General features: G+C 43.5%; 19 protein-coding genes and 1 other RNA gene. 16 read left to right on the top strand and 4 right to left on the bottom strand.

The window, feature by feature from the left end; translation table 11 throughout:
• Positions 1 to 177 precede the first annotated feature (177 nt).
• From KKOR_RS10235 to KKOR_RS10200, 8 genes are all read left to right on the top strand, one after another.
• A complete protein-coding gene (locus tag KKOR_RS10235; protein WP_228638614.1) occupies positions 178 to 627 on the top strand; it encodes a YbaN family protein in 450 nt (149 codons plus the stop codon).
• A gap of 50 nt (positions 628 to 677) precedes the next feature.
• The gene (locus tag KKOR_RS10230) at positions 678 to 1124 is read left to right on the top strand and encodes an Rrf2 family transcriptional regulator (RefSeq protein WP_015781049.1); all 447 of its coding nucleotides are present in this window, start codon (positions 678 to 680) and stop codon (positions 1122 to 1124) included.
• A 307-nt stretch (positions 1125 to 1431) separates the two neighbouring features.
• Positions 1432 to 2040 (top strand): TetR/AcrR family transcriptional regulator, encoded by a 609-nt coding sequence (locus KKOR_RS10225; protein ID WP_015781048.1) that lies wholly within the window; start codon positions 1432 to 1434, stop codon positions 2038 to 2040.
• Entirely contained in the window at positions 2037 to 3218 is a 1182-nt protein-coding gene (locus tag KKOR_RS10220) for an efflux RND transporter periplasmic adaptor subunit (protein ID WP_015781047.1), read from the top strand. The genes KKOR_RS10225 and KKOR_RS10220 overlap by 4 nt, the downstream gene beginning before the upstream one ends.
• Positions 3215 to 4417 carry an ABC transporter permease gene (locus tag KKOR_RS10215; protein WP_015781046.1) on the top strand — a complete coding sequence of 401 codons (1203 nt, stop codon included), beginning with the start codon at positions 3215 to 3217 and terminating at the stop codon, positions 4415 to 4417. Before KKOR_RS10220 ends, KKOR_RS10215 begins: the two co-directional genes overlap by 4 nt.
• 1 nt (position 4418) lies before the next feature.
• Entirely contained in the window at positions 4419 to 5132 is a 714-nt protein-coding gene (locus KKOR_RS10210; protein WP_015781045.1) for an ABC transporter ATP-binding protein, read from the top strand.
• Positions 5133 to 5149: 17 nt separating this feature from the next.
• A complete protein-coding gene (locus KKOR_RS10205; RefSeq protein WP_015781044.1) occupies positions 5150 to 5626 on the top strand; it encodes a cytochrome c in 477 nt (158 codons plus the stop codon).
• Positions 5627 to 5632: 6 nt separating this feature from the next.
• Complete coding sequence (locus KKOR_RS10200) at positions 5633 to 7090, top strand: efflux transporter outer membrane subunit (RefSeq protein ID WP_015781043.1); 1458 nt, start codon at positions 5633 to 5635, stop codon at positions 7088 to 7090.
• A gap of 2 nt (positions 7091 to 7092) precedes the next feature.
• On the opposite strand, the gene KKOR_RS10195 is transcribed toward KKOR_RS10200, so the two are convergent.
• Positions 7093 to 8061, bottom strand: coding sequence for a calcium/sodium antiporter (locus KKOR_RS10195; RefSeq protein ID WP_015781042.1), 969 nt, complete (start codon positions 8059 to 8061; stop codon positions 7093 to 7095).
• 260 nt (positions 8062 to 8321) lie between these two features.
• On the opposite strand from KKOR_RS10195, the gene KKOR_RS10190 reads away from it, so the two are divergent.
• The 5 genes from KKOR_RS10190 to KKOR_RS10170 all read left to right on the top strand — a co-directional run bounded on the left by KKOR_RS10190 (position 8322) and on the right by KKOR_RS10170 (position 15523).
• Positions 8322 to 9731: a GGDEF domain-containing protein gene (locus KKOR_RS10190; RefSeq protein ID WP_015781041.1), complete on the top strand. Its 1410-nt coding sequence runs from the start codon at positions 8322 to 8324 to the stop codon at positions 9729 to 9731.
• A gap of 3 nt (positions 9732 to 9734) precedes the next feature.
• The gene (locus KKOR_RS10185; protein ID WP_015781040.1) at positions 9735 to 12302 is read left to right on the top strand and encodes an EAL domain-containing protein; all 2568 of its coding nucleotides are present in this window, start codon (positions 9735 to 9737) and stop codon (positions 12300 to 12302) included.
• Between the two features lie 384 nt (positions 12303 to 12686).
• Positions 12687 to 14099: a copper-containing nitrite reductase gene (nirK, locus tag KKOR_RS10180; protein ID WP_015781039.1), complete on the top strand. Its 1413-nt coding sequence runs from the start codon at positions 12687 to 12689 to the stop codon at positions 14097 to 14099.
• A gap of 26 nt (positions 14100 to 14125) precedes the next feature.
• Positions 14126 to 14935 (top strand): formylglycine-generating enzyme family protein, encoded by an 810-nt coding sequence (locus KKOR_RS10175; RefSeq protein WP_015781038.1) that lies wholly within the window; start codon positions 14126 to 14128, stop codon positions 14933 to 14935.
• 15 nt (positions 14936 to 14950) lie between these two features.
• On the top strand, positions 14951 to 15523 hold the full coding sequence (locus KKOR_RS10170) for an SCO family protein (protein WP_015781037.1): 573 nt from the start codon (positions 14951 to 14953) through the stop codon (positions 15521 to 15523).
• Between the two features lie 530 nt (positions 15524 to 16053).
• On the opposite strand, the gene ssrA is transcribed toward KKOR_RS10170, so the two are convergent.
• Positions 16054 to 16401: a transfer-messenger RNA gene (gene ssrA, locus KKOR_RS13440) on the bottom strand.
• 136 nt (positions 16402 to 16537) lie between these two features.
• On the opposite strand from ssrA, the gene KKOR_RS10165 reads away from it, so the two are divergent.
• Genes KKOR_RS10165 through KKOR_RS10155 form a run of 3 tightly spaced genes read left to right on the top strand, consistent with a single transcriptional unit; the run spans position 16538 to position 19621 of the window.
• Entirely contained in the window at positions 16538 to 17341 is an 804-nt protein-coding gene (locus KKOR_RS10165; protein WP_015781036.1) for a PP2C family protein-serine/threonine phosphatase, read from the top strand.
• A 12-nt stretch (positions 17342 to 17353) separates the two neighbouring features.
• Entirely contained in the window at positions 17354 to 17902 is a 549-nt protein-coding gene (locus KKOR_RS10160) for an FHA domain-containing protein (protein ID WP_015781035.1), read from the top strand.
• 6 nt (positions 17903 to 17908) lie between these two features.
• Positions 17909 to 19621: a serine/threonine protein kinase gene (locus KKOR_RS10155; RefSeq protein WP_015781034.1), complete on the top strand. Its 1713-nt coding sequence runs from the start codon at positions 17909 to 17911 to the stop codon at positions 19619 to 19621.
• Between the two features lie 102 nt (positions 19622 to 19723).
• On the opposite strand, the gene KKOR_RS10150 is transcribed toward KKOR_RS10155, so the two are convergent.
• Together KKOR_RS10150 and smpB are read right to left on the bottom strand one after the other, a co-directional pair.
• A complete protein-coding gene (locus KKOR_RS10150) occupies positions 19724 to 20668 on the bottom strand; it encodes a LysM peptidoglycan-binding domain-containing protein (protein ID WP_143715062.1) in 945 nt (314 codons plus the stop codon).
• 196 nt (positions 20669 to 20864) lie between these two features.
• Positions 20865 to 21338 carry an SsrA-binding protein SmpB gene (gene smpB / locus KKOR_RS10145; RefSeq protein ID WP_015781032.1) on the bottom strand — a complete coding sequence of 158 codons (474 nt, stop codon included), beginning with the start codon at positions 21336 to 21338 and terminating at the stop codon, positions 20865 to 20867.
• Positions 21339 to 21416 lie beyond the last annotated feature (78 nt).

Raw genomic sequence — 21416 nt, 5'->3', positions numbered from 1 at the left:
TAAAAAATAAAGCGTCAACCAAAAAATATATTATAAATGCATCTTTTATGGTTGGTCCGCCTTTCTTGGAGCCTATGGTACTGATAAATACCTTTAAAACCATGATCTGGATCAATAGACTTGATAAATATTGAAAGATACATGACAAATATATGTTATCTGATCTAGAATAAGACTATGGCAATACGAGATGACAGGGTAGCAGGCATGAAAGTCACCATTTCTACTTGTGATTCAGAAGTGAGCAATTATTCGAACCAACGATGGGCCTATCGTGCTTTGGCTTATCGGACTTTAGCGATAGTGACAACGGGTTTAGGAATGATTGGTGTGGTGTTGCCTTTGTTGCCAACAACTCCTTTTTTAATCGTAGCGGTTTGGGCAGCAGGTAAAAGCTCGCCTCGAATGCAGCATTGGTTGCTCAATCACCGTCAATTTGGACCAGTCCTGAAAAGTTGGCACGAGCGTGGCGCTATTCCAGTGTTTGCGAAATACCTTGCTGGGCTTATGTTGACTTTAAGTTGGACTGTTTTGTGGCTGCTCAGTATGAAAACTGGCGTATTAATCTTTTTAGCAGTGTTTTTCTCGGCGCTAATGACCTATATAATCAGCCGACCTAATGCTTAAGCTGTTATTTGCAAACGAATAGGGCTTTGAGCTGACTCCGGAGACAATAGATGCATATTACCCGTTATACCGATTATTCACTGCGTGTTCTGCTATTCCTGGCACTGGAAAAAGATCGGCTGTCTACGATTCAGGAAATATCAGACAGCTACAATATCTCTAGTAACCACTTGATGAAGGTAGTACATGCACTGAACAAAAAGGGCTATATCGAAACCGTACGCGGTAAAAATGGCGGTATGCGTTTACGGATGGATCCTGAAGACATTCGTATTGGCGTGCTGGTTAGAGAAATGGAACCCGATATGAGTCTGGTGGAATGTTTCTCGCCGGATAACAAGTGCGTCATTACCCCAGTGTGTGGTCTTAAAGCTGTCCTCGGTGAAGCTCTAAAAAACTTCCTGGCGACATTAGATAAATATACGCTGGCCGATATGCTGCCGCAGGAATACAAGCCTCAACTGGCCAGGTTGTTGAAGATTACCGAAGTTTCCTAGTGAGTTACGGGCACTGCAAACAGACTCATCAATTCCTGAATATGCCATATTCTTAATGTGCAAGGTGAGTTGGTAAATTTGCCCGAATCAGGCAAGTTTATGCTTATATAGCGTAATATTTTTAGTACTTTATGCATGACATAGCGTCCGGACAACCATTCATTTCAATTTGTTAAAGACTGGCTGATGCTAAATAAATCAGCAGGTTACTGTCCTTATATTAGATTCTGTTAAATTTCACTTGACGACAATCATAAATTCAGAAAGGATAGTAATCAATTACTATCTTTTTACCTGAGGTTGAGTTGTGAAAACTTCTTCAAAAAATCTGCGAGCTGATGAGCGCCGTGAAGTCACTGTTGAAACAGTGGTTGAATTAGCGGGGGAGCAAAACCCTAGCGAGATTACTACCGCAGCGATTGCAAAGCGTATGGGTGTGACTCAAGGGGCTTTGTTTCGCCATTTCCCGAACAAAGAAGCGATACTTTCATCAGTCATGGAGTGGGTTTCAAAACGCCTGTTGGCGCGTATCGATAAAGCCATCAGCAAGCAATCATCTCCTATGGCGGCGCTTGAGGCTATGTTTATGGCTCATGTTGATTTTGTCTGTAAACATCCGGGCGTACCTCGAATGCTTTTTGGTGAGTTACAGGCTGCTAATGATAGTGCACCTAAGCGCATGGTGCAGCTGATGATTGAAGGTTATAGCGTTAAGTTGAAAGCACTGCTAGATGAGGGAATTCAAACCGGTGACTTTGATGCAGAACTGGATACACAGTCAGCTTCATTGCTATTTATCGGAACAATACAAGGCCTGGTGATGCAGTCATTATTAGCTGGTGACGTGAAAAAAATGCGTAAGGATGCCCCAGGGGTATTCGCCATTTATCAGCGCGGTATACGAGGTGACAAATGAAGCAGAAATTGATTAAAGGCTTGTCGCTTAAAAAGCTATTTGAGCACAAACGCACAATGGCATTGTTAGCGATCATGCTGCCGTTAGCACTGCTATTTTTCTATGTGATTCTTCGTTCCGGTCCTTTGTCACCTATTTTGGTCACCGAGACCAAAGTGACTCAGGCCAGCCTATCGCCAGCCTTATTCGGCATTGGAACCGTTGAAGCGCGTTATCGTTATAAAGTGGGCCCGACAGTGCCTGGTAGAGTTAAAACGTTACACGTGGATATTGGTGAGCAGGTAAAAAAAGGGCAGTTATTAGGTGTGATGGACCCGGTTGATCTTGAGGAGCGTATGCAAGCCCAACAATCCGCATTGATGCAAGCCAAAGCGAAGCTGGGTGAGGCGCAAACGCGTTATCAGTTTGCACAGGATCAATTTAAAAGATACCAAAAATTATTAGCTGCAAGTTCAATTAGTGAAGAGCAGTTTGATGTTAAGCAACAGGAGTTACGTATTACCGAATCGGCATTAGCAGCTGCAAAACAGGAGCTGTTGCGACAAGAGGCAGAGCAAAAAGCAATGCTGGCTCAGCAGCACAACCTGGAGCTGATAAGTCCGGTAGATGGAATTATTGTAAACCGTAATGCAGAACAAGGAACAACGGTGGTGGCTGGGCAGTCAGTTTTAGAAATCATTAATCATTCGGATATCTGGATTAATGTCCGCTTTGATCAGATTCACGCAACTGGACTAAATGCAGGCCTAAAAGCTCATATCAAGTTACGCTCTAAATCCAACCAGGAATTGCCAGGAGAAATTTATCGTGTCGAACCAATTGCAGACGCTGTGACCGAGGAATTTCTGGCTAAAGTGACTTTTGACCATTTGCCAGATCCACTCCCGTCAATAGGAGAGCTGGCAGAAGTGACCATTGAATTGGAAAGTTTAGCTGCAAGCTCGGTTATTCCCAACGCTGCTCTGAAACGTATTGATGGTGTACTAGGTGTCTGGAAAATTGTTGATGGTGATCTTGAGTATGCTCCTGTTTCTATTGGCGCCACAGATTTAGACGGTCTGGTTGAGATTAAAAGCGGACTGTCGGTGGGTGACTCAGTGGTGCTGCATAGTGAAAAAGCACTATCGCCTAATAGCCGGATTAAATTGGTCGAAAGCCTCGTAGGTGAAGAGAAATGATCAGTCTGGCTGGTCGCGACATATTGCACTCCTGGGGCAAGTTCGTGTTCACGGGTTTTGGGCTAGGATTATTGATTGGCGTTACTTTAATCATGGCTGGTGTCTATCGCGGTATGGTTGATGACGCCAAAGTATTGTTGGATAACAGTGGTGCTGATCTCTGGGTGGTACAGAAAAATACTCTTGGTCCCTATGCGGAATCTTCAAGCATTTATGATGATGAATGGCGCGGCATTCAAGGTATGCCCGGAGTCGAACGCACTGCCAATGTTACTTACTTAACCATGCAGGTCAGGCATGGTGATCGGGATGTGCGTAGCATGATTTCTGGTATTGCTGCAGGGCAACCTGGTCAGCCAGGGTGGCCGCCATATTTAATTGATGGTCGACAAATTACCCGAGGTCATTATGAGGCTGTGGCTGATGTAGCAACGGGTTTCAAAGTGGGCGATACCTTACAGATTCGTCGTAATCAATATAAGGTTGTAGGCTTGACTCGCAGGATGGTGTCATCAAATGGTGACCCGATGGTCTTTATTCCCCTTAAAGATGCACAGGAAGCCCAGTTCTTAAAGGACAATGATGCCATCCTCGAGCAACGCCGCCGTAACGCACAAAACCCTGAATTTTCTCAACCGGGTGCACCAGGATTGCTGGATGCACTTAATAGTTCGCAAACCAATAATCCATACGTTAATTCTGTACTGGTACAGGTTAAAAAAGGCTATTCATCACAAGAGGTTGCGCAGTCTATTGAGCAATGGAAACGTTTAACCGTTTACACTCGACAGGACATGGAGGAAATCTTGATTGGAAAAATGATCGCAACCTCAGCTAAACAGATCGGTATGTTCCTTGCAATCCTGGCGGTAGTCAGTGCCGCTATTGTAGCCTTCATTATTTACACGCTGACGCTGGGAAAGATTCGAGAAATTGCAGTATTAAAATTGATCGGTACAAGAAATAGAACTATTGCTGGAATGATCTTACAGCAGGCAATTGCGCTGGGAATTATTGGTTTTGTGGTAGGAAAAATTTCGGCGACTTTTGGTGCTCCGGCTTTTCCAAAATATGTGTTGTTGGAACCGATGGATTCGGCAGCTGGATTTGTGGCTGTAATCATTATCTGTATTTTATCCAGTATTATTGCGATTCGGGCTGCATTGAAAGTTGATCCTGCTGAAGCGGTGGGAGGCTGATATGAGCGGTAAAGGTATTCGCATTGAAGGATTAAGAAAGCGATATGGCTCGGGTGATACCGCGGTTGATGCCTTAAAAGAAGTCAACATGGTGGTCGCGCCTGGTGAAGTAGTTGGGCTAATCGGTCCGTCAGGCTCTGGTAAAAGTACTTTACTGAAATGCTTAGGAGCAGTGATCGAACCATCGGCGGGAACAATGATTCTGGGTGATGAAACGATCTACGATGGACAGTGGAAAGTTAAAGATATTCGCGCTTTGCGCCGAGACAAAATTGGCTTTGTGTTTCAAGCTCCATATCTGATTCCATTTCTGGACGTCACTGATAATGTTGCCCTGCCACCCATGCTGGGAGGAGTGGCAAATAAGCAAGCTCGAAGTAGTGCCTTAGCATTGCTAGAAGCACTTGATGTTCAACATAGAGCGAAGGCCATGCCTTCACAACTATCAGGCGGAGAACAGCAGAGGGTTGCCATCGCCAGAGGGTTGGTCAATCGTCCGCCGGTGATTCTAGCTGACGAGCCAACAGCGCCTCTGGACAGTGAGCGAGCATTGGCAGTAATAAAAATTCTCAATGACATGGCAAAGAAGTTCGAAACTGCCATTATTGTTGTAACCCATGATGAAAAAATCATTCCAACATTTAAACGAATCTATCACATTCGTGATGGAGTGACTTATGAAGAAAAAGGCGAGGGCAGAGCCTTTGAACTATAAACTATGAGGACAGTAATATGAATAAACGAAATTTAGCAACGACCATAAAAACATTGCTGCTAAGTGTGACGATTGGCCTAAGCAGTATTCCCTTGCAGTTGAATGCAGCAGAAACACAGGTTGACGAGAAAAGTGATGCGGAGCCAATGGCATTACGCTTAATTATGCAGGATTTAGAACTTAATATGCAGCGCATTGCCAGCGCGATAATTCGCGAAGATTTGGCTGCTGTTGCTGAGCTTGCGCCGTTGGTTGCTGATCACGAACAGCCGCCTATGACCGAAAAAATGCGCATCTTATCTTTTATGGGGACTGAAGCTGGAACTTTCAAAAGTCTGGATGGGGTGACGCACGATACTGCAATGATGTTAAAGGAGGTTGCAGAAAAAAATGATGGTGATGCAGTGATTAAAACCTATGCAGATTTATTGCAGTCTTGCGTCGCCTGTCATCAAAAATTTAAACAGCCTTTTGTGAATCATTTTTATAGGTAGCCGCTGATGAGTATACGCTTTCCATTTGCTTTACTGCTACTATCAACGGTGGCTTCCTGTGCTGTAACTCCAGACTTTAAAGAGCCTGAGCCACCATCGGTATCTCAATACACAGGTAGTGATGATGCAGTTGTGATTGGTAGCAATAAAAAACTGGCCACCGGTCAAACTTTGCAGTGGGTTGACGCCACTGACCAGCAGTGGTGGCAGCAATTTCAATCAGATTCGCTAAATCTTTTAGTCGAAAAAGTATTAACTCAAAACCCAAGTTTATTAGCTGCCAGCGCACAATTACGCAGTGCCGAAGAGTTGTATCAGGCACGAGTGGGCACTACCCGTTATCCTAAAGTCAGTGCGGATGTCAGCGCACAAAGACAAAGGTTTAACCCCGGAGTTTTTGGGCAGCAGGCTACGCCGCAGGAATTTAGTATTTACAATGCTGGCGTGGATGTAAGCTACCAACTGGATTTGTCGGGTGGCAACAGTCGTGCCCTGGAAGGCCTGGCTTCTCGAGTGGATTATCAGCGTTATGAGTTGGAAGGAACGCAGCTAGCCTTGGTGGCAACGGTGCTCAATACCGCATTCAATCAGGCTAAGTTAAGAAGTCAGCTGGAAGTTACTGAGCAGCTGGTGGCAAAGCAAGAGCAGCAACTTGATATCGTTAAGCAACAACTTGAGCTAGGGCAGGTTTCAAAACATGAGGTGTTGATGCTGCAGTCTGAAGTTGAACTCACACGTGCCAATATTCCCGTTTTTCGAAATCAAATTCAAAAGACGGAGCATCTGTTGGCCACCATGGCTGGTGAAACCCCTGACTCAGAAAATATTCCTGACTTTAACATGCAGGACTTTGGATTACCTGAAAGTCTGCCATTGATTATTCCGTCAGAACTGGTTCGGCAAAGGCCTGATATTCAGGCTGCTGAATCACTTATACAGGCCGCTAATGCGGAGTATGGGGTAGCCATTGCCAATATGTACCCAAGTATTAATTTGAATGGACAAATAGGTTCGCAGGCTTTATCCGCTGGCTCCCTGTTCAGCAGTGAATCTGCTGTCTGGTCTTTAATAGGACAATTAACCCAGCCATTGTTTGATCCAGGTTTGCCGGCCGAAAAGCGGGCGGCTCTTGCTGAATTTGAGGCGGCTACCAGCAACTATCAATATGTCGTCCTGGAGGCGTTGCGAGAAGTTGCAGACACATTACGTCAGCTTGAGAATGACGCGCAAAAGTTAAATGCGTTAAGCGATTCTAACCAAAGTTCAGAAGAAGCCATGCAGATTACAGCAAGGCGCCATGAGCTGGGTGCTGCTAGTTATATTGAACTGCTGTTAGCGCAACAACAATACTTATCGACCAGAATGCAGTTGATTGATGCTCAATCACAACAACTAATCAACAGTGTTTCTCTCTATTTGGCAATGGGTGCCAAGCCCAGCCTGTCGCAGCCTGACGTTCAGTGAGATTATAAAAATACTGAGCGGATCAGATAGGCGGTATAAGCGATGTACGACAACAGGAGTATCGAACCTTCCACTCGGTTAATTCGTCCCTGTCCTTTGAAGCCATAACTAACGATAAATAACGAAAGAGTCAATACTCCCATAAACATGGCATCGCGCCATAGCACTTCTGATTCGATGGTCAGTGGATGAATAGCACCTGCAATACCGATAACAGCAAGGGTGTTAAACAGGTTTGAGCCAATAACATTACCCAGTGCCAGGTCGTGTTCATTTTTGCGGATGGCAATAATGGACGAGGCGAGTTCAGGTAGTGATGTGCCTACTGCAATGATGGTTAAGCCAATAATAATGTCGCTGACACCAAAGGCTTGAGCAATTTCAACTGCACCCCAAACCAGTAGTCGGGAACTGGCAACTAGCAGAATTAAACCTAGCACCAGCCATAGTATCGCTGTTTTTAGAGGCATTGTATGTTGGCTGACTTCCTGTTCGACTTCGGTAGCAAGGGAGTCCGGTTTTTTTTGCATGCCCTGCCAAATGGACCAGCCCATAAAGGCGGCAAATCCTGCTAACAAAATAATGGCATCCCATTTTGAAATATCCAGATTCCACAATAAGCCTATGGCCAGTAAGGTCACTCCCATTAAAAGCGGAAGCTCTTTACGCAGAATTTTAGATTGCACGGCAATAGGGCTAATGACTGCCGTTAAACCTAAGATTAGCGCTATATTAGTAATGTTTGAGCCAAGTGCGTTACCTAAGGCGATCCCTGGGTTTCCTTGGGTGGCGGCTAGCGCAGAAACCACCATTTCAGGTGCTGAGGTTCCGAAGCCGACAATAACCATGCCAATTAATAAGGACGGCATGCCGAAATAACGAGCGGTTGAGGCTGCGCCATCAACAAACTTGTCGGCACTCCAGACTAACAAAGCTAATCCTGAAATTACGGCTAGAATCGCAACAAGCATTAATGTTCCTATGTGTGTGTTTTTTTATTTGCTCATTTTGGTAAGAGCATTCGAATGGTGCCTATTGTAGCTATTTCATAAAAAAAGTCACAAAGGTAATTGTAAGAGAGCGTGCTTTAGAGGATGCTAATGCTACAATGGCCATATAAAACAATGACTTTGCGCTAACTGTTACTAGTGGTAGTATTTTAGAGGTTGTATAGAGATTTAAGACAATATTAAGCTAAGTCGCAACCCTCAGCGGCTAAAAGGAGTCACTATTGGAGCGTGAACAAATAAAAAATGAAGCAGTCAGGTTGTTCGCCGTCTGGTACAGTCGACTCATAATCGTTTTCTTAGCTTTCCTACCCTTATCTTTAATTCTCTACATTGATTATGAAACCTCTTCGAAAGATGCTTTTGTTGCACATAATTTTCATGTGGTAGCCATAGCATTCGCTACCTTATTTAGCGCATTTCTTAGTTATATCACCTGGCGATGTTATGTTGCCACCGGTGAGGTATTGTTACGCTGGTTGGTTTATGGTTTTCTAGGTTTCACCATCATCTATGCTCCTCATGGTTTTTTGACTCATCATGGCGCAGAAAATCTCTGGGTATTCGTTTTGTTTGGCCCCGCTTCAAGGTTGGTCCTTGCTTTTTGTTTCCTGATTGCCATGTTGAAATATGGTGAGATGACTGAACCAGGCGCAATCCGAAACAAGGGGTTCATAATAGCGATTATTATATTTTTGATTATCGCTTTGTTGGTCTATCAAGCGGCACATTTAACTCAATTTGATTTGAACTGGTGGCGTCTGTTAACTGAGTACCTTTCCATTAGTCTATTTTTAGGCGCTGTCCTTTGGATGTTAGTGCAGAATATTCGTGGTTATATGCCATTACAGTATGGAATAGCCATGATTTGGTTTGCGTTGTCATGTTTGTCATTCAGCATTGGAACCGTATGGGATCATCAATGGTGGCTGGCACATATTATATTTGCCTCAGGATTTTTACTCTTGAGCTTTGGGGTTGTACAAGCATTCCTGACAACTGGTTCTTTTAAAACGATATATAGTCAAACAGAACTATTTCAGCAAATCATTCGGGAAAAGAAAAAATCAGAGCGAGCATTGATTGAGTTAAAAGCGGTCAATCAGAAGCTCGAAGAGCTGGCGGCGACTGATTCGCTCACTCGTGTTGCAAACCGTCGTGAATTTATGAAGCGCTCTGAAGAGGAAATGTCGCGTTCTTCACGCAATAGTACTGACTTATGTTTAATGGTTATTGATTTTGACCACTTCAAAGAAATTAATGATCAATATGGCCATCAAGCTGGAGATAAAGTTTTAAAAGATTTTGTGAAGCTTGCGAAAGAGGTCATGCGACCGTCTGATTTGCTCGGGCGTATTGGTGGTGAAGAGTTTGCATTATTATTGCCAGAAACGAATATTCGGTCAGCTGTGAAAGTTGCAGAAAGGTTACGCCAGCATATCGAAGAAGAGAGCATTGTCATTGGCAGTAAGCGCATTAAGCTAACTATCAGTATCGGTGTTGCTGAATATCAACCTAAAGTGGACACAGTGAAAAAATGGCTTCATAGGGCTGACGAATTCTTATATCAGGCTAAAGATAAAGGACGAAACCGAGTTGTGGTTGAAGCCTTTGATGCGGATGGGCGGGAATAGAATATGGCTTATAAAATAGGTATCAGCGCAACCTTTGTCATTTTATTAACGCTTGCGATGGTTTGGAACTTTCAAGGTTCGAGTTCAGATAATGCTCGAGACGTTAGAGTCGGCCTCTATCAAAACTCTCCTAAAATATACCGTAACTCCCAAGGCCAACCTGATGGCCTTTTTATCAAACTGATTGAAGCCATAGCTGAAGAAGAGTCCTGGCAATTGAGCTATGTTGACTGTGAATGGAGTGAGTGTTTAAACCTGTTATCGAACAATGCAATTGACCTGATGCCTGATGTCGCTATTACTGATGAACGCGCCCACCGTTTCGACTTCCATTCCATTGCTGTTACGCACAGCTGGTCAGAAGTTTGGGTCAGAAAGGATTTAAAAATCCTGGGGCTTCCGGACTTGCAAGGGATGCGAATTGCAGTTTTACGGGAGTCTGTACAGGAAGTTGCTTTGCAAAAAATGATGATGGGTTATGGCCTTGGATTTAAGCCTGTTCCCGTTAACACTTATACCGAAGGCTTTCAAGCCGTTAAGGCTGGAAAAGCTGATGCTGTGATTACCAATGTTCAGTTTGCTGATATACATGGAACTCAGTTTGATTTGAGGGAAACCCCTGTCATGCTTAATCCAGCCAGACTATTTTATGCAACTGCAGCAGGACTCAATCATGATCTATTAAAAGCCATTGATAAACATATTGAGACATGGAGAACAGAACCGGATTCGGTCTATTATGAGGCTCTTAAAAGTACGATGGTACCGGTTCAGCAGCCTAGGCTTCCAAAGTTATGGAAGTGGGCCTTAATCATTGGCTTGGGCATGATAGTGTTAATGCTTTGTATTAACGGGATTTTAAGATGGCAGGTTAGAAAGCGCACTAGATTGTTAGTAGAAACTAATGTGCGCTTTAATCATTTGCTCAAGGCCAGTCCGGTGGTTCTTTACCAGCTCAAGCAAGATGGTGTCGGCTACAAACCAGTTTGGGTGAGTAAGAATGTCAAACGATTGTTTGGCTATGAACCTGAACAGTTATACAGTCATGACTGGTGGATTGGTGTTTTGTACGAAGAAGACCGGCAAAAAACCTTAGACCAATTTAAAGAAATCTTCATTACGGGACACATGGTACACGAGTATCGGGTTCGTGATGCTGAAGGTAATACTCGCTATATTCGAGATGAGCGACAATTGATTCCTCAAAGTAATCATAGCGAAAACGAAATTGTCGGTACTTGGAGTGATTTAACCGATGTTTATGAACGGGAAGATGAGCTTAAATTCTTATCTCACTATGACCCTTTAACGCATTTGCCAAACCGACAAAAGTTAGAGGAGCGGATCGAAGAGTCAATAGAACGGAGTGATGAGCTGAAAGAATGCTTTGCAATTTTAAGTATAGATATCGACCGCTTTAAAAAGATTAATGAAACCTTGAGTTATCAAGTGGGCGATGCAGTTATCGCAAGGATCGCGGAACGCTTAAAGCATATTTTGAACGTTGATGATGTACTGGCACGGGTAGGTGGTGATGATTTTGTGTTTGTCATTAACGATAAAGTCGATGTTAAGAAAGTATCTAGTATTGCACGTAAAGTTCTTAAACGGTTTGCCGTTCCTTTGAGGATTGATGAGCATGAATTGATGGTTACGGCAAGTATTGGTATCGCAATGTTCCCAGAGGATGGACGTGATCCAGATACACTGCTAAAAAATGCAGAGATTGCTCGATATTCTGCAAAAGACAAAGGAAGGAATAGTTTTGAGTTTTTCAATGACCAACTGTCTGAAGGAATGCATGAGAATTTAATGTTAGAGAGTGCACTCCGGATGGCTGTAGAGCGTAACGAGTTGGTACTTCACTATCAGCCACTCGTTTCCTTCAATGATTTTACCGTGGTAGGAGTTGAAGCTCTGATCAGGTGGCAGCATCCAATTCAGGGACTCATTCCTCCCTATAAGTTTATCCCTCTGGCAGAAGAGACGGGAATTATTGGAGATATTGGCCTATGGGTGTTGCGCGAAGCTTGTCGGCAGATGGTTGAGTGGGATAAAGCTGGCTTAAACGTAGCCCGTGCTTCTGTCAATATTTCGGTTCAGCAAATTGAAACAGGCCTCTTGCCAAAGCAAGTTGAGAGCGTTTTGAAAGAGACTGGACTTGCAGCAGAGCGCCTTTACTTGGAGCTTACGGAGTCCACCATTATGCAGGACCCGCAGCAAGCCTCTTTGGCAATGACTGAATTTCAAAAGATGGGGGTTAAACTTGCGGTAGATGATTTTGGTACTGGATATTCCAGTATGGCTTATCTCAAGCGGTTACCACTCGATCGTCTTAAAATTGATCGCTCTTTTATCAAGGATATAGGGGCTGATACAAATGACGAAGTAATATGCAAAGCTATTGTGCAATTAGCTAAATCACTTGGGCTTGAAACCGTTGCTGAAGGTGTTGAGGAGGAGTCACAAGCTGAGTTTTTAAAAGGTCTTGGCTGCGATGTAGCCCAGGGATATCTATACAGCAAACCAGTTCCTGCACTGGAGCTAACTGCTAGTTGGAAAAAGAAATAAACTGAATCACTCATATAAGGTATGTCTAATATGTGACTTTAAGATGCCCTGCTTCTGATAAGCTCTATTAATGAATCATTTTCCCTTTTTGAACGATCGTTCTTTGTTTAATATAACCCTATAAACCTTAGGGTTTATTCTCATCCAGTGAGCTTGTTCACAGTTTTAAGCCTCTTTTTTCGTTAAAACAATCAATAAGTTAGTTTGTATTAAGGGACATATGTCTAGTATGGCATATCAAGCGAAGAAGCAATGGAGGGGCTATTTATTGGCATCGGTAATTATACTGATCCAGATCAATTAGCAGATTAACCATTGCTTCATACTAACCTCAAAATAAGTATTTGTTATATTGGTTAAAAAGCAATTCTAGGAGATTATTCCATGTTGAAGAATAAATTGTTTAAGAAAACTTTATTGGGTTTAGCAACTTTAAGCTTAATAAACAGTGCAATGGCAAAAGATCTACCAACTGAGCAGGCAATTTTAACATCACCTCCAGAGGTTCCGCCGGCAATTGAGCGTGAGCACAATGCCAAGGTAGTGGTAGAGCTGGAAACAGTAGAGAAAGTTGGCACCATGGCAGATGGTGTTGAGTATGTTTATTGGTCGTTTGGCGGCACTGTACCGGGTAGCTTTATCCGGGTTAAAGAAGGTGACGAGATTGAGTTCCACCTTTCTAACCATCCCTCTTCTAAAATGCCACACAACATTGATTTACACGCAGTAACAGGCCCGGGTGGTGGCGCGACTTCATCTTTTACAGCTCCTGGCCATACTTCAACATTTGCGTTTAAAGCACTGAACCCTGGCCTATATGTTTATCACTGCGCAACGGCGCCTGTTGGTATGCACATTGCTAATGGTATGTACGGTTTGATCTTGGTTGAACCTAAAGAAGGTTTGCCTAAAGTTGATCGCGAATATTATGTAATGCAAGGCGACTTCTATACTAAAGGTAAGTATGGCGATCCTGGTCTACAGCCTTTTGACATGCAAAAAGCGATTGATGAGCACGCTGATTATGTTGTGTTCAACGGTGCGGTTGGAAGCTTGACCGGTGACAAATCACTAAAAGCCAATGTCGGCGAAACAGTGCGTCTATATGTCGGTAATGGTGGTCCTAATTTAGTATCTTCATTCCACGTGATCGGTGAAATCTTTGACAAAGTGTATGTTGAAGGTGGCAATCTTGTGAATGAAAACATTCAGACAACTCTAGTTCCTGCAGGCGGCTCAGCTATTGTTGAGTTTAAAGTAGAGGTTCCGGGAAATCTGATTCTTGTTGATCACTCAATATTCCGTGCTTTCAACAAGGGTGCTCTAGGTATGCTGGCTGTTTCTGGTAAAGAAGACAAGGCCATTTATTCAGGCAAAATCGATGACCGTATTTATCGTCCAGAAGGTTCAGCAGTACAAAGCGTCGACAAAAAAGTAGTTGAGGTAAAAGCAACCAATCTAGAAGAGAAAATCAAGTTTGGTAAACGTGTTTACGATGCGAACTGCATGGCTTGTCACCAACCGAATGGCCAAGGTATTCCTTCAGCATTCCCGCCGGTTGCCAAGTCTGATTACTTAAATGAAGATCCGTTGCGAGGTGTCCACGCCATTGTTCATGGTCTTGAAGGTCCTATTAAAGTCAACGGTGAATCATTTAACAGCGTTATGCCTGCTATGCAATTAAGCGATGACGAGATTGCCAATGTCATGACTTATCTGCTTAACAGCTGGGATAACAATGGTGGTGAAATCACTGTAGAGCAAGTGAAAAAAGTTAGAGCACAAAAGCCTCACTAATCACTGTTATTAAAGGTTAAAGCACTATGCTTAATCATCAACTAAAACTACTGGCTGTGTCACTGGCTCTTTTGGGAGTCAGTGACAGTAGCTTGTTGTATGCGAAAGATGTTGCCAAGGCTCCAGAAGGAATGGAGTTGGTAGAAGGGGGGCAGTATCGTCCGTTGTATATGAGTAAGGACAGCCCGATTCAGGTGGTGGATGATTTTTACCTTGACCAACACCCAGTGACCAATCAGAACTTTCAGGCATTCATCAATGATAACCCTGCCTGGTCTAAAACCCAGGCTCCTAAAGTGTTTGTAGAGAAGCATTATTTACAGCACTGGCAATCGGATACAGATTATCCGAAAGAGATAAACTTCAGCCCAGTGACCAATGTTTCCTGGTTTGCTGCGGATGCGTACTGCCAGGCGCAAGGCAAACGTTTACCGCGAGTGAGTGAGTGGGAACTGGCCGCTTTAGCCAGCGAAACACAAGCTGACGGTAGTGTTGAAGAAGGGTATAAGCAAAAGATATTGATGTGGTACAGCAGGCCAAGCCAGAAACAACTGTCAGCAGTCGGACAAAACCAACCCAATTATTGGGGCCTGTACGATATGCATGGCTTAATCTGGGAATGGACTGAAGATTTCAACTCAGCGTTAGTAACGGGTGAATCACGTGGCGATAGCACCATCGATACCAAGCTATTCTGTGCCGGTGGAGCAAGTGGTGCGGTAGACCCGGGTGATTATGCTGCTTTTATGCGCTATGGATTTAGAAGCAGTTTAGAAGCTAAATTTGCACTACCAAATTTAGGATTTCGCTGCGCTGCTGATATCGATCAGCAATAAACAAGAGAGGCAATCATGAAACAATGGCTTCAGATTAGTTCCGTAATTCTGATGCTCGCATTAAGCGGGCAGGCTTACGCAGAGGACGGTAAAGCAAGTTTACCAGACGACTCTATTTATCACCTAAATAGTGAGTGGGTGACACAAGACGAGCAGACTATTAATATCCAATCACTTTCCGGTAAACAACAAGTAGTCAGCTTGATATACACACACTGCATGCATACCTGCCCGACTATTGTGGCAACCATGCAGAACATCGAGAAAAAATTACCTCAAGACGTCTTGGATAACACGGAGTTTGTTTTGATATCTTTGACTCCAGCGAGTGATACGGCGAAAGTACTTAAAGAGTTCGCTGAAAAAAGAAAGTTAAATCCAGAGCGCTGGACTCTACTAACGGGTGATAAACAAGATGTAAGAAGTCTCGCAATGGCGCTGAATATTCGTTATAAGAAAAGCGAAGATAACGAAGTTGCGCATTCTAATGTTTTCACCTTGTTAGACGAGCAGGGGCGCATTGTTTTTCAGGAAGTCGGCGATATTAACAAAGTTGATGAGACGGTAGCGAAGATTGTGAGTCGCTGATAATACTTACTTCGAATTAGAGAATATCAATTGTTGGGGGCGAACTGTGTTCGCCCTTTTTTATGGCTATACAGTTTTTATAGATGGGCTAGGCACTAGCCTTAATCCATCATAGGGTTTGAATTGAAAGGCGGGAATAGCTCGGCTCATCCTTGAGCGTCGCCTTCGCTACGCTCAGGCCAGCTAAGGCTGTCAAAAATTGTTTTGAGCTAGATATCAGCGCCCAGAAAATTGCTCCTGCATTTTCTGCACTTCCGCCATCCTTGGCGGTCGCCCGCTACGCGGCTTCTAAATCCGTAATCTATAGCCAATACAAAACCCCAACTCTTGCGAGTTGAGGTTTTGTATTGGTGGAGACGGCGGGAATTATTCGCACCATCCCTGGTGCTCACCCCTTTGGGGCCATCGTCGCAAGCTCCGATGTTCCAATGTGTTCCTGACAAATTGGTCGAACCCGCTCCGCGGGCTCAACACCTACATTTCACACGAACAATAAAAAAGGCCACTTAAAAGTGACCTTTTCTATTGTTTGGTGGAGACGGCGGGAATTGAACCCGCGTCCGCGAATCCTCTGCTCGAGGGTCTACATGCTTAGGTCCATCATTATTTTAATCTTTGACGTGCCGATGGGCAGGCATTCAAAGACGGTCTCGAGGAAAGTTTAACAGTTGGCTGCCGAGCACAGTTACCTGCGAGTCCCTGTATTGACTGTCTAGCTCCTACCAAGGACGCTCAGAGTAGACAGTTAGCCTTAAGCGGCTAAAGCGTAGTTGTCTTCGTTTGCAACTATTAAGTTTCAGCTTTGATTTTACGAGATTCGCTGACATCTCGGCATGCACCTGGAGTTTCGTAATCCACGTCGAATCCAAATCGTCCCCAGATTCTTGTCCATTATAGTGCATAATGGGGGTAAGTACATTAATATCAAGGGTATAGCTCAAGATATTTTGTGGCTTGGTTAACATTCATTTTGAGAACAAACGGCTACACTCCATTGGAATAACAGGAGGGGCAATGAGCAGTCTACAAACGTCCAAAATACAGTTTGCCATGCTTTCGCATAAGGGGATGTCGCGCCAGAACAATGATGACAAGGTTTTTGCTTCCGCTGAATTGGGGCTATGGCTTTTGTCTGATGGTGTCGGTGGTCTTAAGCAAGGCGAACAAGCGAGTCAATACGCTGTTGAAGAGATTTCTAAATCGATTTCTAAAGGTTTTAACTTACATAACGCGGTGCATTCTGCGCATTCTGTGATTAAGGCGTATAATCGTCATGAGCAGGAAGATCGCGGTGCGACTGTGGTTGCTGTGCAATCTAATGGTTCTGAATATGAAATAGCCTGGGTAGGTGATAGTCGTGCTTATCTATGGAGTCAGGAAACGGGTGATTTGACTCAGTTGACCGAAGATCATACTTTGGTTCAGAAGCTAGTGAATGCTGGCTTATTGGAGCAAACTGAAGTTAAAAACCATCCAAAGCGCCATGTGATTACCCAATGTTTGGGTATAGAGAACGAAAATCAGCTGAATATTGGTTCTTTGAAACGTGAGTGGGATTATGGAGAGTCATTGTTGCTTGCCAGTGATGGTTTGTATGAGGAACTTTCAAGACAAGAAATCGTTGCAGCTTTGAAACTTCCTCGTGATAATCAGGCTAAGGTGGAATATTTGGTTGAGTTAGCATGTAAGAATGGGGGTAGCGATAATATTTCTTTAATGCTAATTTCATCACCGGTTACTGAGCCAAAGCCAAAAAAGCAAGAAACTCCGCTTGAAAAGTTTATAACAAAAATCAAAACAATCCTTAAAATAGGTTAATGTGAGGTAGGTATGTCTTCTGAGAAAAATCCTTCACAACATAAGTCTGAATTTCGTGAAGATAAAGCGGGACCACAAGGAACATTGGTCTTCGATTCGAGTCAAGTAGAAAGGATGATTAAAGAGGAAATTCAAAAGTTGGAAGATGATGGAACCAAGGTTCCAGCTTTACTTGCAACCACTAAGCCTCATGCTGGACAGGCTTTTTTGCTCGAATATGGGAAGAATGTTATTGGGCGCGGTAAGGGCAATAGTGTGACCTTATACGATCCGGCAGCATCTTCAACTCATGCGCAAATCACTTTCTCTGATGGCCAGTGGCGAATTCTAAACTTATTGTCTTCTAACGGTACTATTGTGAATGGTGAGAAGGTTTCCGAGCGAATCCTGTCATTCGGTGATCGAATCCAAGTTGGTCATACTGAGTTTCTCTTTACATTAGTTGATAGCAATGAAGCTCAGGTACAAGAAGATAAAGAAGAAATGAACTGGATGCTGATTGGCTCATTGGGTGTGGCAGCGATTATTCTGTTGGGAGTTCTTGCCTGGCTATTCCTGTAATCATCAATGACTCAAGATAACGACCTGCGCATCGGGCGCTACAAGCTTGTAAAAGAAATTGGCCGAGGAGCTATGTCTGTGGTTTATCAGGCAGAAGATCCAGAAATCGGTCGAATGCTCGCGATAAAACTCTTAAAACACGAACTGGTGGAAAAAGAGGAGTATCGCGAGCTTTTTTTGCGTGAGGCAAAAGCTGCTGGCCGCCTGGGACATCCTGGTATTGTGACTATTTATGATGTTGGGATTTGGCAAGAGCGTCCTTTCATTGCGATGGAGTTATTGGAAGGACAAAACCTTGATGAATATTTACAGCAAAACGGTACTTTTAGTTTAGAGCAAGCATCTGATCTTGCTAAACAACTGGCCTTGGCTCTTGATTACGCTCACCAAAACGGTGTTATTCACCGCGATCTTAAACCTGATAATATTTTGGTATTAGATGGCGGGCGTCGATTTAAAATCACTGACTTTGGTATTGCTCATGTTGAGCACCTTTTTCTTGAAGATGAAGGTGGTAAAAGCAAAGATAAAATTATGGGCACACCTGCTTATATGTCACCTGAGCAAATTACCGGACATGGCGTCGACTTTAAAACGGATCTCTATTCGCTCGGTGTGATACTTTATCAGGTCACCAAAGGCGAACTTCCATTCCAAGCACCAAATTATGCTGCCATGATGCAGGCTGTTCTTCATTTAAACCCACAGCCGATCAATATTGTTTCTGAACAGGGTTTCATGTGGCAAAGTATAATATTCCGTTTGCTACAGAAAAACCCTGACCATCGTTACCCTACCAGTGATGAGTTGTTAGAAGAAATTGAGACTCTGACTAAGGAGTTGACTCAGAATAAAGAAGGATTAGCTGGCATTCGTTTTGTTTCGATGCGGGCACGTTGGGCTATTAGCTTATCCGCTGTGGTTTTACTGGTCATGATTCTTGGCATGGTTTGGGTTTACAACAAACAGAATAAACTAATGAATCAGTTGGTGTTTGATTATGGCAACTCGATGGTACAAATCATTTCTCAGGAGACAAGAGAGCCTTTATTGCTTGAGGAGCGTATTACATTGCAGGAGTTGACACGGGATATTGCTGGTAACTCCCAAATTCGCCATCTTTCAATCCGTGACAAGGATGGGATCGTACAGAGTAGCAGTCAGCCTGAGCAAATTAGTAAGCCATTCTCATTGCCTCCTGCAAGCCAAATACAGCAGAAGACATCAGATGCTCAAATATACTCTAATTTAACGGATTATGACCAGGAAGTGGTTCTTTTCGACTCGCAGATTAAGTATCAGGATAAAGTTATTGGCAATGCATTTATTGCTATCAGCCGAAGCAATTTGAAAAGTGCCACTCAGTCATCACTGCTGGCGATGATTATCTGGATGTTTTTAATTATGCTGGCAGTCTTCTCAGGGGTTTATTGGCTAGCCAACCGCTTTATCCAGCGAGTCAATGAGACGCGGCATGTGATAAGAGAACTGAGAAATCATGGGGAAGCGGATATACTTAAGGTGGATACTCATGATGAGGTAGGCCGCTTGCAACAGGAGGTCAACGATCTTTCCCAGAAGTTGGCAGGTTTAACTCAAACTCAGTATATAAGCACGTCCCCCGATCCCAGTTTGCTGGAAACTATAACTGACTTGGATAAAACCTTGATAATTTCTCAAGATGAAGCTGACTCAGAAATAGGAAAAGACTCAGGCTGAGAAAAAGATTAGCTGACGTAACAAAATAATGTGTTAGATGTATGTTTGAACTAAAAAGGCTATCGAGAGATAGCCTTTTTAGTTTTCAATAACAGGTGATATTTATAGTGAGTCTAGGCGCTCTTTTAAGGATTTAACTCGGTCTTTATAAACGAGAGCCAGATCATCAGAGGGATTAATAGTTAAAACTTTATCCCAGTAAATCAAAGCCTCATCTAGCTCCTGATTACGATAAAGTCGAAGTGCTTTTTGATGATAGTTCTCGCTAACTTTATTGCGAGTTCCAGTGAATAAGGCATTAGACTCTAACCGAGCTCCTGACACCTGCCAAGCACTAAGTAGGATATCATAAGACTTATCGAATTCTTGCTGGTCAGCCAGTTGTTTTGCTTCGGCCAGATCCTGTTCAACATTCAGGGCTGCAAGATTAGATAGCAAAATCTGTTGGCTCGAGTCAGATAGGCGTCCATCGTCAATTAATATCTGTAACAAGCCTTCTGCTTCGCCAGTTAAGCCTTCTTCGCGGAACAGGCGAACTTGATTCTGTGTGGCAATAATAAGTTGCTCTTGTAACTCATTATTATCAGACAAATCTTCTTGGGCACGAGCATGTTCGATAGCTTCGTAGTAGCGTTGCTCGGACAGTAACGCATCCATTTCTGAACGCTGCTCTTCTACATTGGTTGTCTGTTCTGGTTTGATTTCAGCCTGTTTCGTGGTTCTTGGTTGTACCAAAATTAAGCCTTTGCTTGGAAGCTTCAACTTTTGGCCAACGTAAATGGGAGCTTGTGGTTCTATACTGTTCAGCTTAGCAATCTCAAGGTAACGTTGGGCATTACCAAGCATCTTTTTGGCGATTGAGCCTAAAGTATCGCCAGTGCGAACAGTATATTCAATCGTATCTGACTGCTGATTAGAACCACCCTTATAGCTCGAGCGAGTGCCATCGCTAATGTCTATGATTTCAACCGGTTCTTGGCTTCTATCTTCGATAAAAGAGCAACCTGTTAAAGTCATTGCTAGAAAAATTGTGGTGTAACGTTTCAAGTGAGTTACCTTATGTTCAATGCCGCTCAACTTATCTGTCTGAAAGCTGAGAGCTTTTAATTAAGTTGTTTAAAATCAATGTGCTATACAGTGCAACAAATACTAGCAAAGCGCTATATGGCGCGATGTGGCGTAGACCACACTTGAGGCATCTCTTAACTTTATACCTTAATTCTTCGGGTATGAATAGCCATCGCTAATGACGCTTCATTATGCGTTCTTTTGACTTGTTCCACTCGCGTTCTTTCTCCGTGGCTCGCTTATCGTGTAGCTTTTTACCTTTAGCGCATCCAATTTCTAGCTTAACGCGGTGTTGCTTCCAGTACATTGCAAGTGCAACGACTGTATAGCCTTGTTGCTCAACACCACGGAATAATTGTGCTAGCTCACGATCATGTAACAGAAGTTTTCGAGTACGTGTAGGATCGGCAACAACATGAGTGGAGGCAGAAATTAATGGTGTAATGTGGCAGCCAAAAAGGAAAGCCTCACCGTCTTTGAGTAGAACATAACTTTCCGCCAGGTTTACTTTGCCAGCACGTATGCTTTTTACTTCCCAGCCCTGTAAAACCAGGCCCGCTTCGTAGGTATCTTCGATGAAATAGTCATGACGCGCGCGCTTGTTCAGCGCAATGGTATTGCCAGAGGGCTTGCCCTTTTTTTTAGCCAAAGTAAATCCTGTTTGGAATTATTGCAAAGTTAGACCGCATTATAGGTGTCTGACTGCCATTGCTCAATAGTTGGTATT

Source organism: Kangiella koreensis DSM 16069 (assembly GCF_000024085.1).
Taxonomy (GTDB): domain Bacteria; phylum Pseudomonadota; class Gammaproteobacteria; order Enterobacterales; family Kangiellaceae; genus Kangiella; species Kangiella koreensis.
The sequence above is the reverse complement of the archived record's forward strand: the minus strand, read 5'-3'. Positions and strand labels throughout refer to the sequence as shown.

What these genes read in the sequence shown, in the direction of transcription:
- KKOR_RS10235 (WP_228638614.1), top strand. Translation starts at nt 178, where the DNA reads ATGGCAATACGAGATGACAGGGTAGCAGGCATGAAAGTCACCATTTCT.
- KKOR_RS10230 (WP_015781049.1), top strand. Translation starts at nt 678, where the DNA reads ATGCATATTACCCGTTATACCGATTATTCACTGCGTGTTCTGCTATTC.
- KKOR_RS10220 (WP_015781047.1), top strand. Translation starts at nt 2,037, where the DNA reads ATGAAGCAGAAATTGATTAAAGGCTTGTCGCTTAAAAAGCTATTTGAG.
- KKOR_RS10215 (WP_015781046.1), top strand. Translation starts at nt 3,215, where the DNA reads ATGATCAGTCTGGCTGGTCGCGACATATTGCACTCCTGGGGCAAGTTC.
- KKOR_RS10210 (WP_015781045.1), top strand. Translation starts at nt 4,419, where the DNA reads ATGAGCGGTAAAGGTATTCGCATTGAAGGATTAAGAAAGCGATATGGC.
- KKOR_RS10205 (WP_015781044.1), top strand. Translation starts at nt 5,150, where the DNA reads ATGAATAAACGAAATTTAGCAACGACCATAAAAACATTGCTGCTAAGT.
- KKOR_RS10200 (WP_015781043.1), top strand. Translation starts at nt 5,633, where the DNA reads ATGAGTATACGCTTTCCATTTGCTTTACTGCTACTATCAACGGTGGCT.
- KKOR_RS10195 (WP_015781042.1), bottom strand. Translation starts at nt 8,061, where the DNA reads ATGCTTGTTGCGATTCTAGCCGTAATTTCAGGATTAGCTTTGTTAGTC.
- KKOR_RS10185 (WP_015781040.1), top strand. Translation starts at nt 9,735, where the DNA reads ATGGCTTATAAAATAGGTATCAGCGCAACCTTTGTCATTTTATTAACG.
- nirK (WP_015781039.1), top strand. Translation starts at nt 12,687, where the DNA reads ATGTTGAAGAATAAATTGTTTAAGAAAACTTTATTGGGTTTAGCAACT.
- KKOR_RS10175 (WP_015781038.1), top strand. Translation starts at nt 14,126, where the DNA reads ATGCTTAATCATCAACTAAAACTACTGGCTGTGTCACTGGCTCTTTTG.
- KKOR_RS10170 (WP_015781037.1), top strand. Translation starts at nt 14,951, where the DNA reads ATGAAACAATGGCTTCAGATTAGTTCCGTAATTCTGATGCTCGCATTA.
- KKOR_RS10165 (WP_015781036.1), top strand. Translation starts at nt 16,538, where the DNA reads ATGAGCAGTCTACAAACGTCCAAAATACAGTTTGCCATGCTTTCGCAT.
- KKOR_RS10160 (WP_015781035.1), top strand. Translation starts at nt 17,354, where the DNA reads ATGTCTTCTGAGAAAAATCCTTCACAACATAAGTCTGAATTTCGTGAA.
- KKOR_RS10155 (WP_015781034.1), top strand. Translation starts at nt 17,909, where the DNA reads ATGACTCAAGATAACGACCTGCGCATCGGGCGCTACAAGCTTGTAAAA.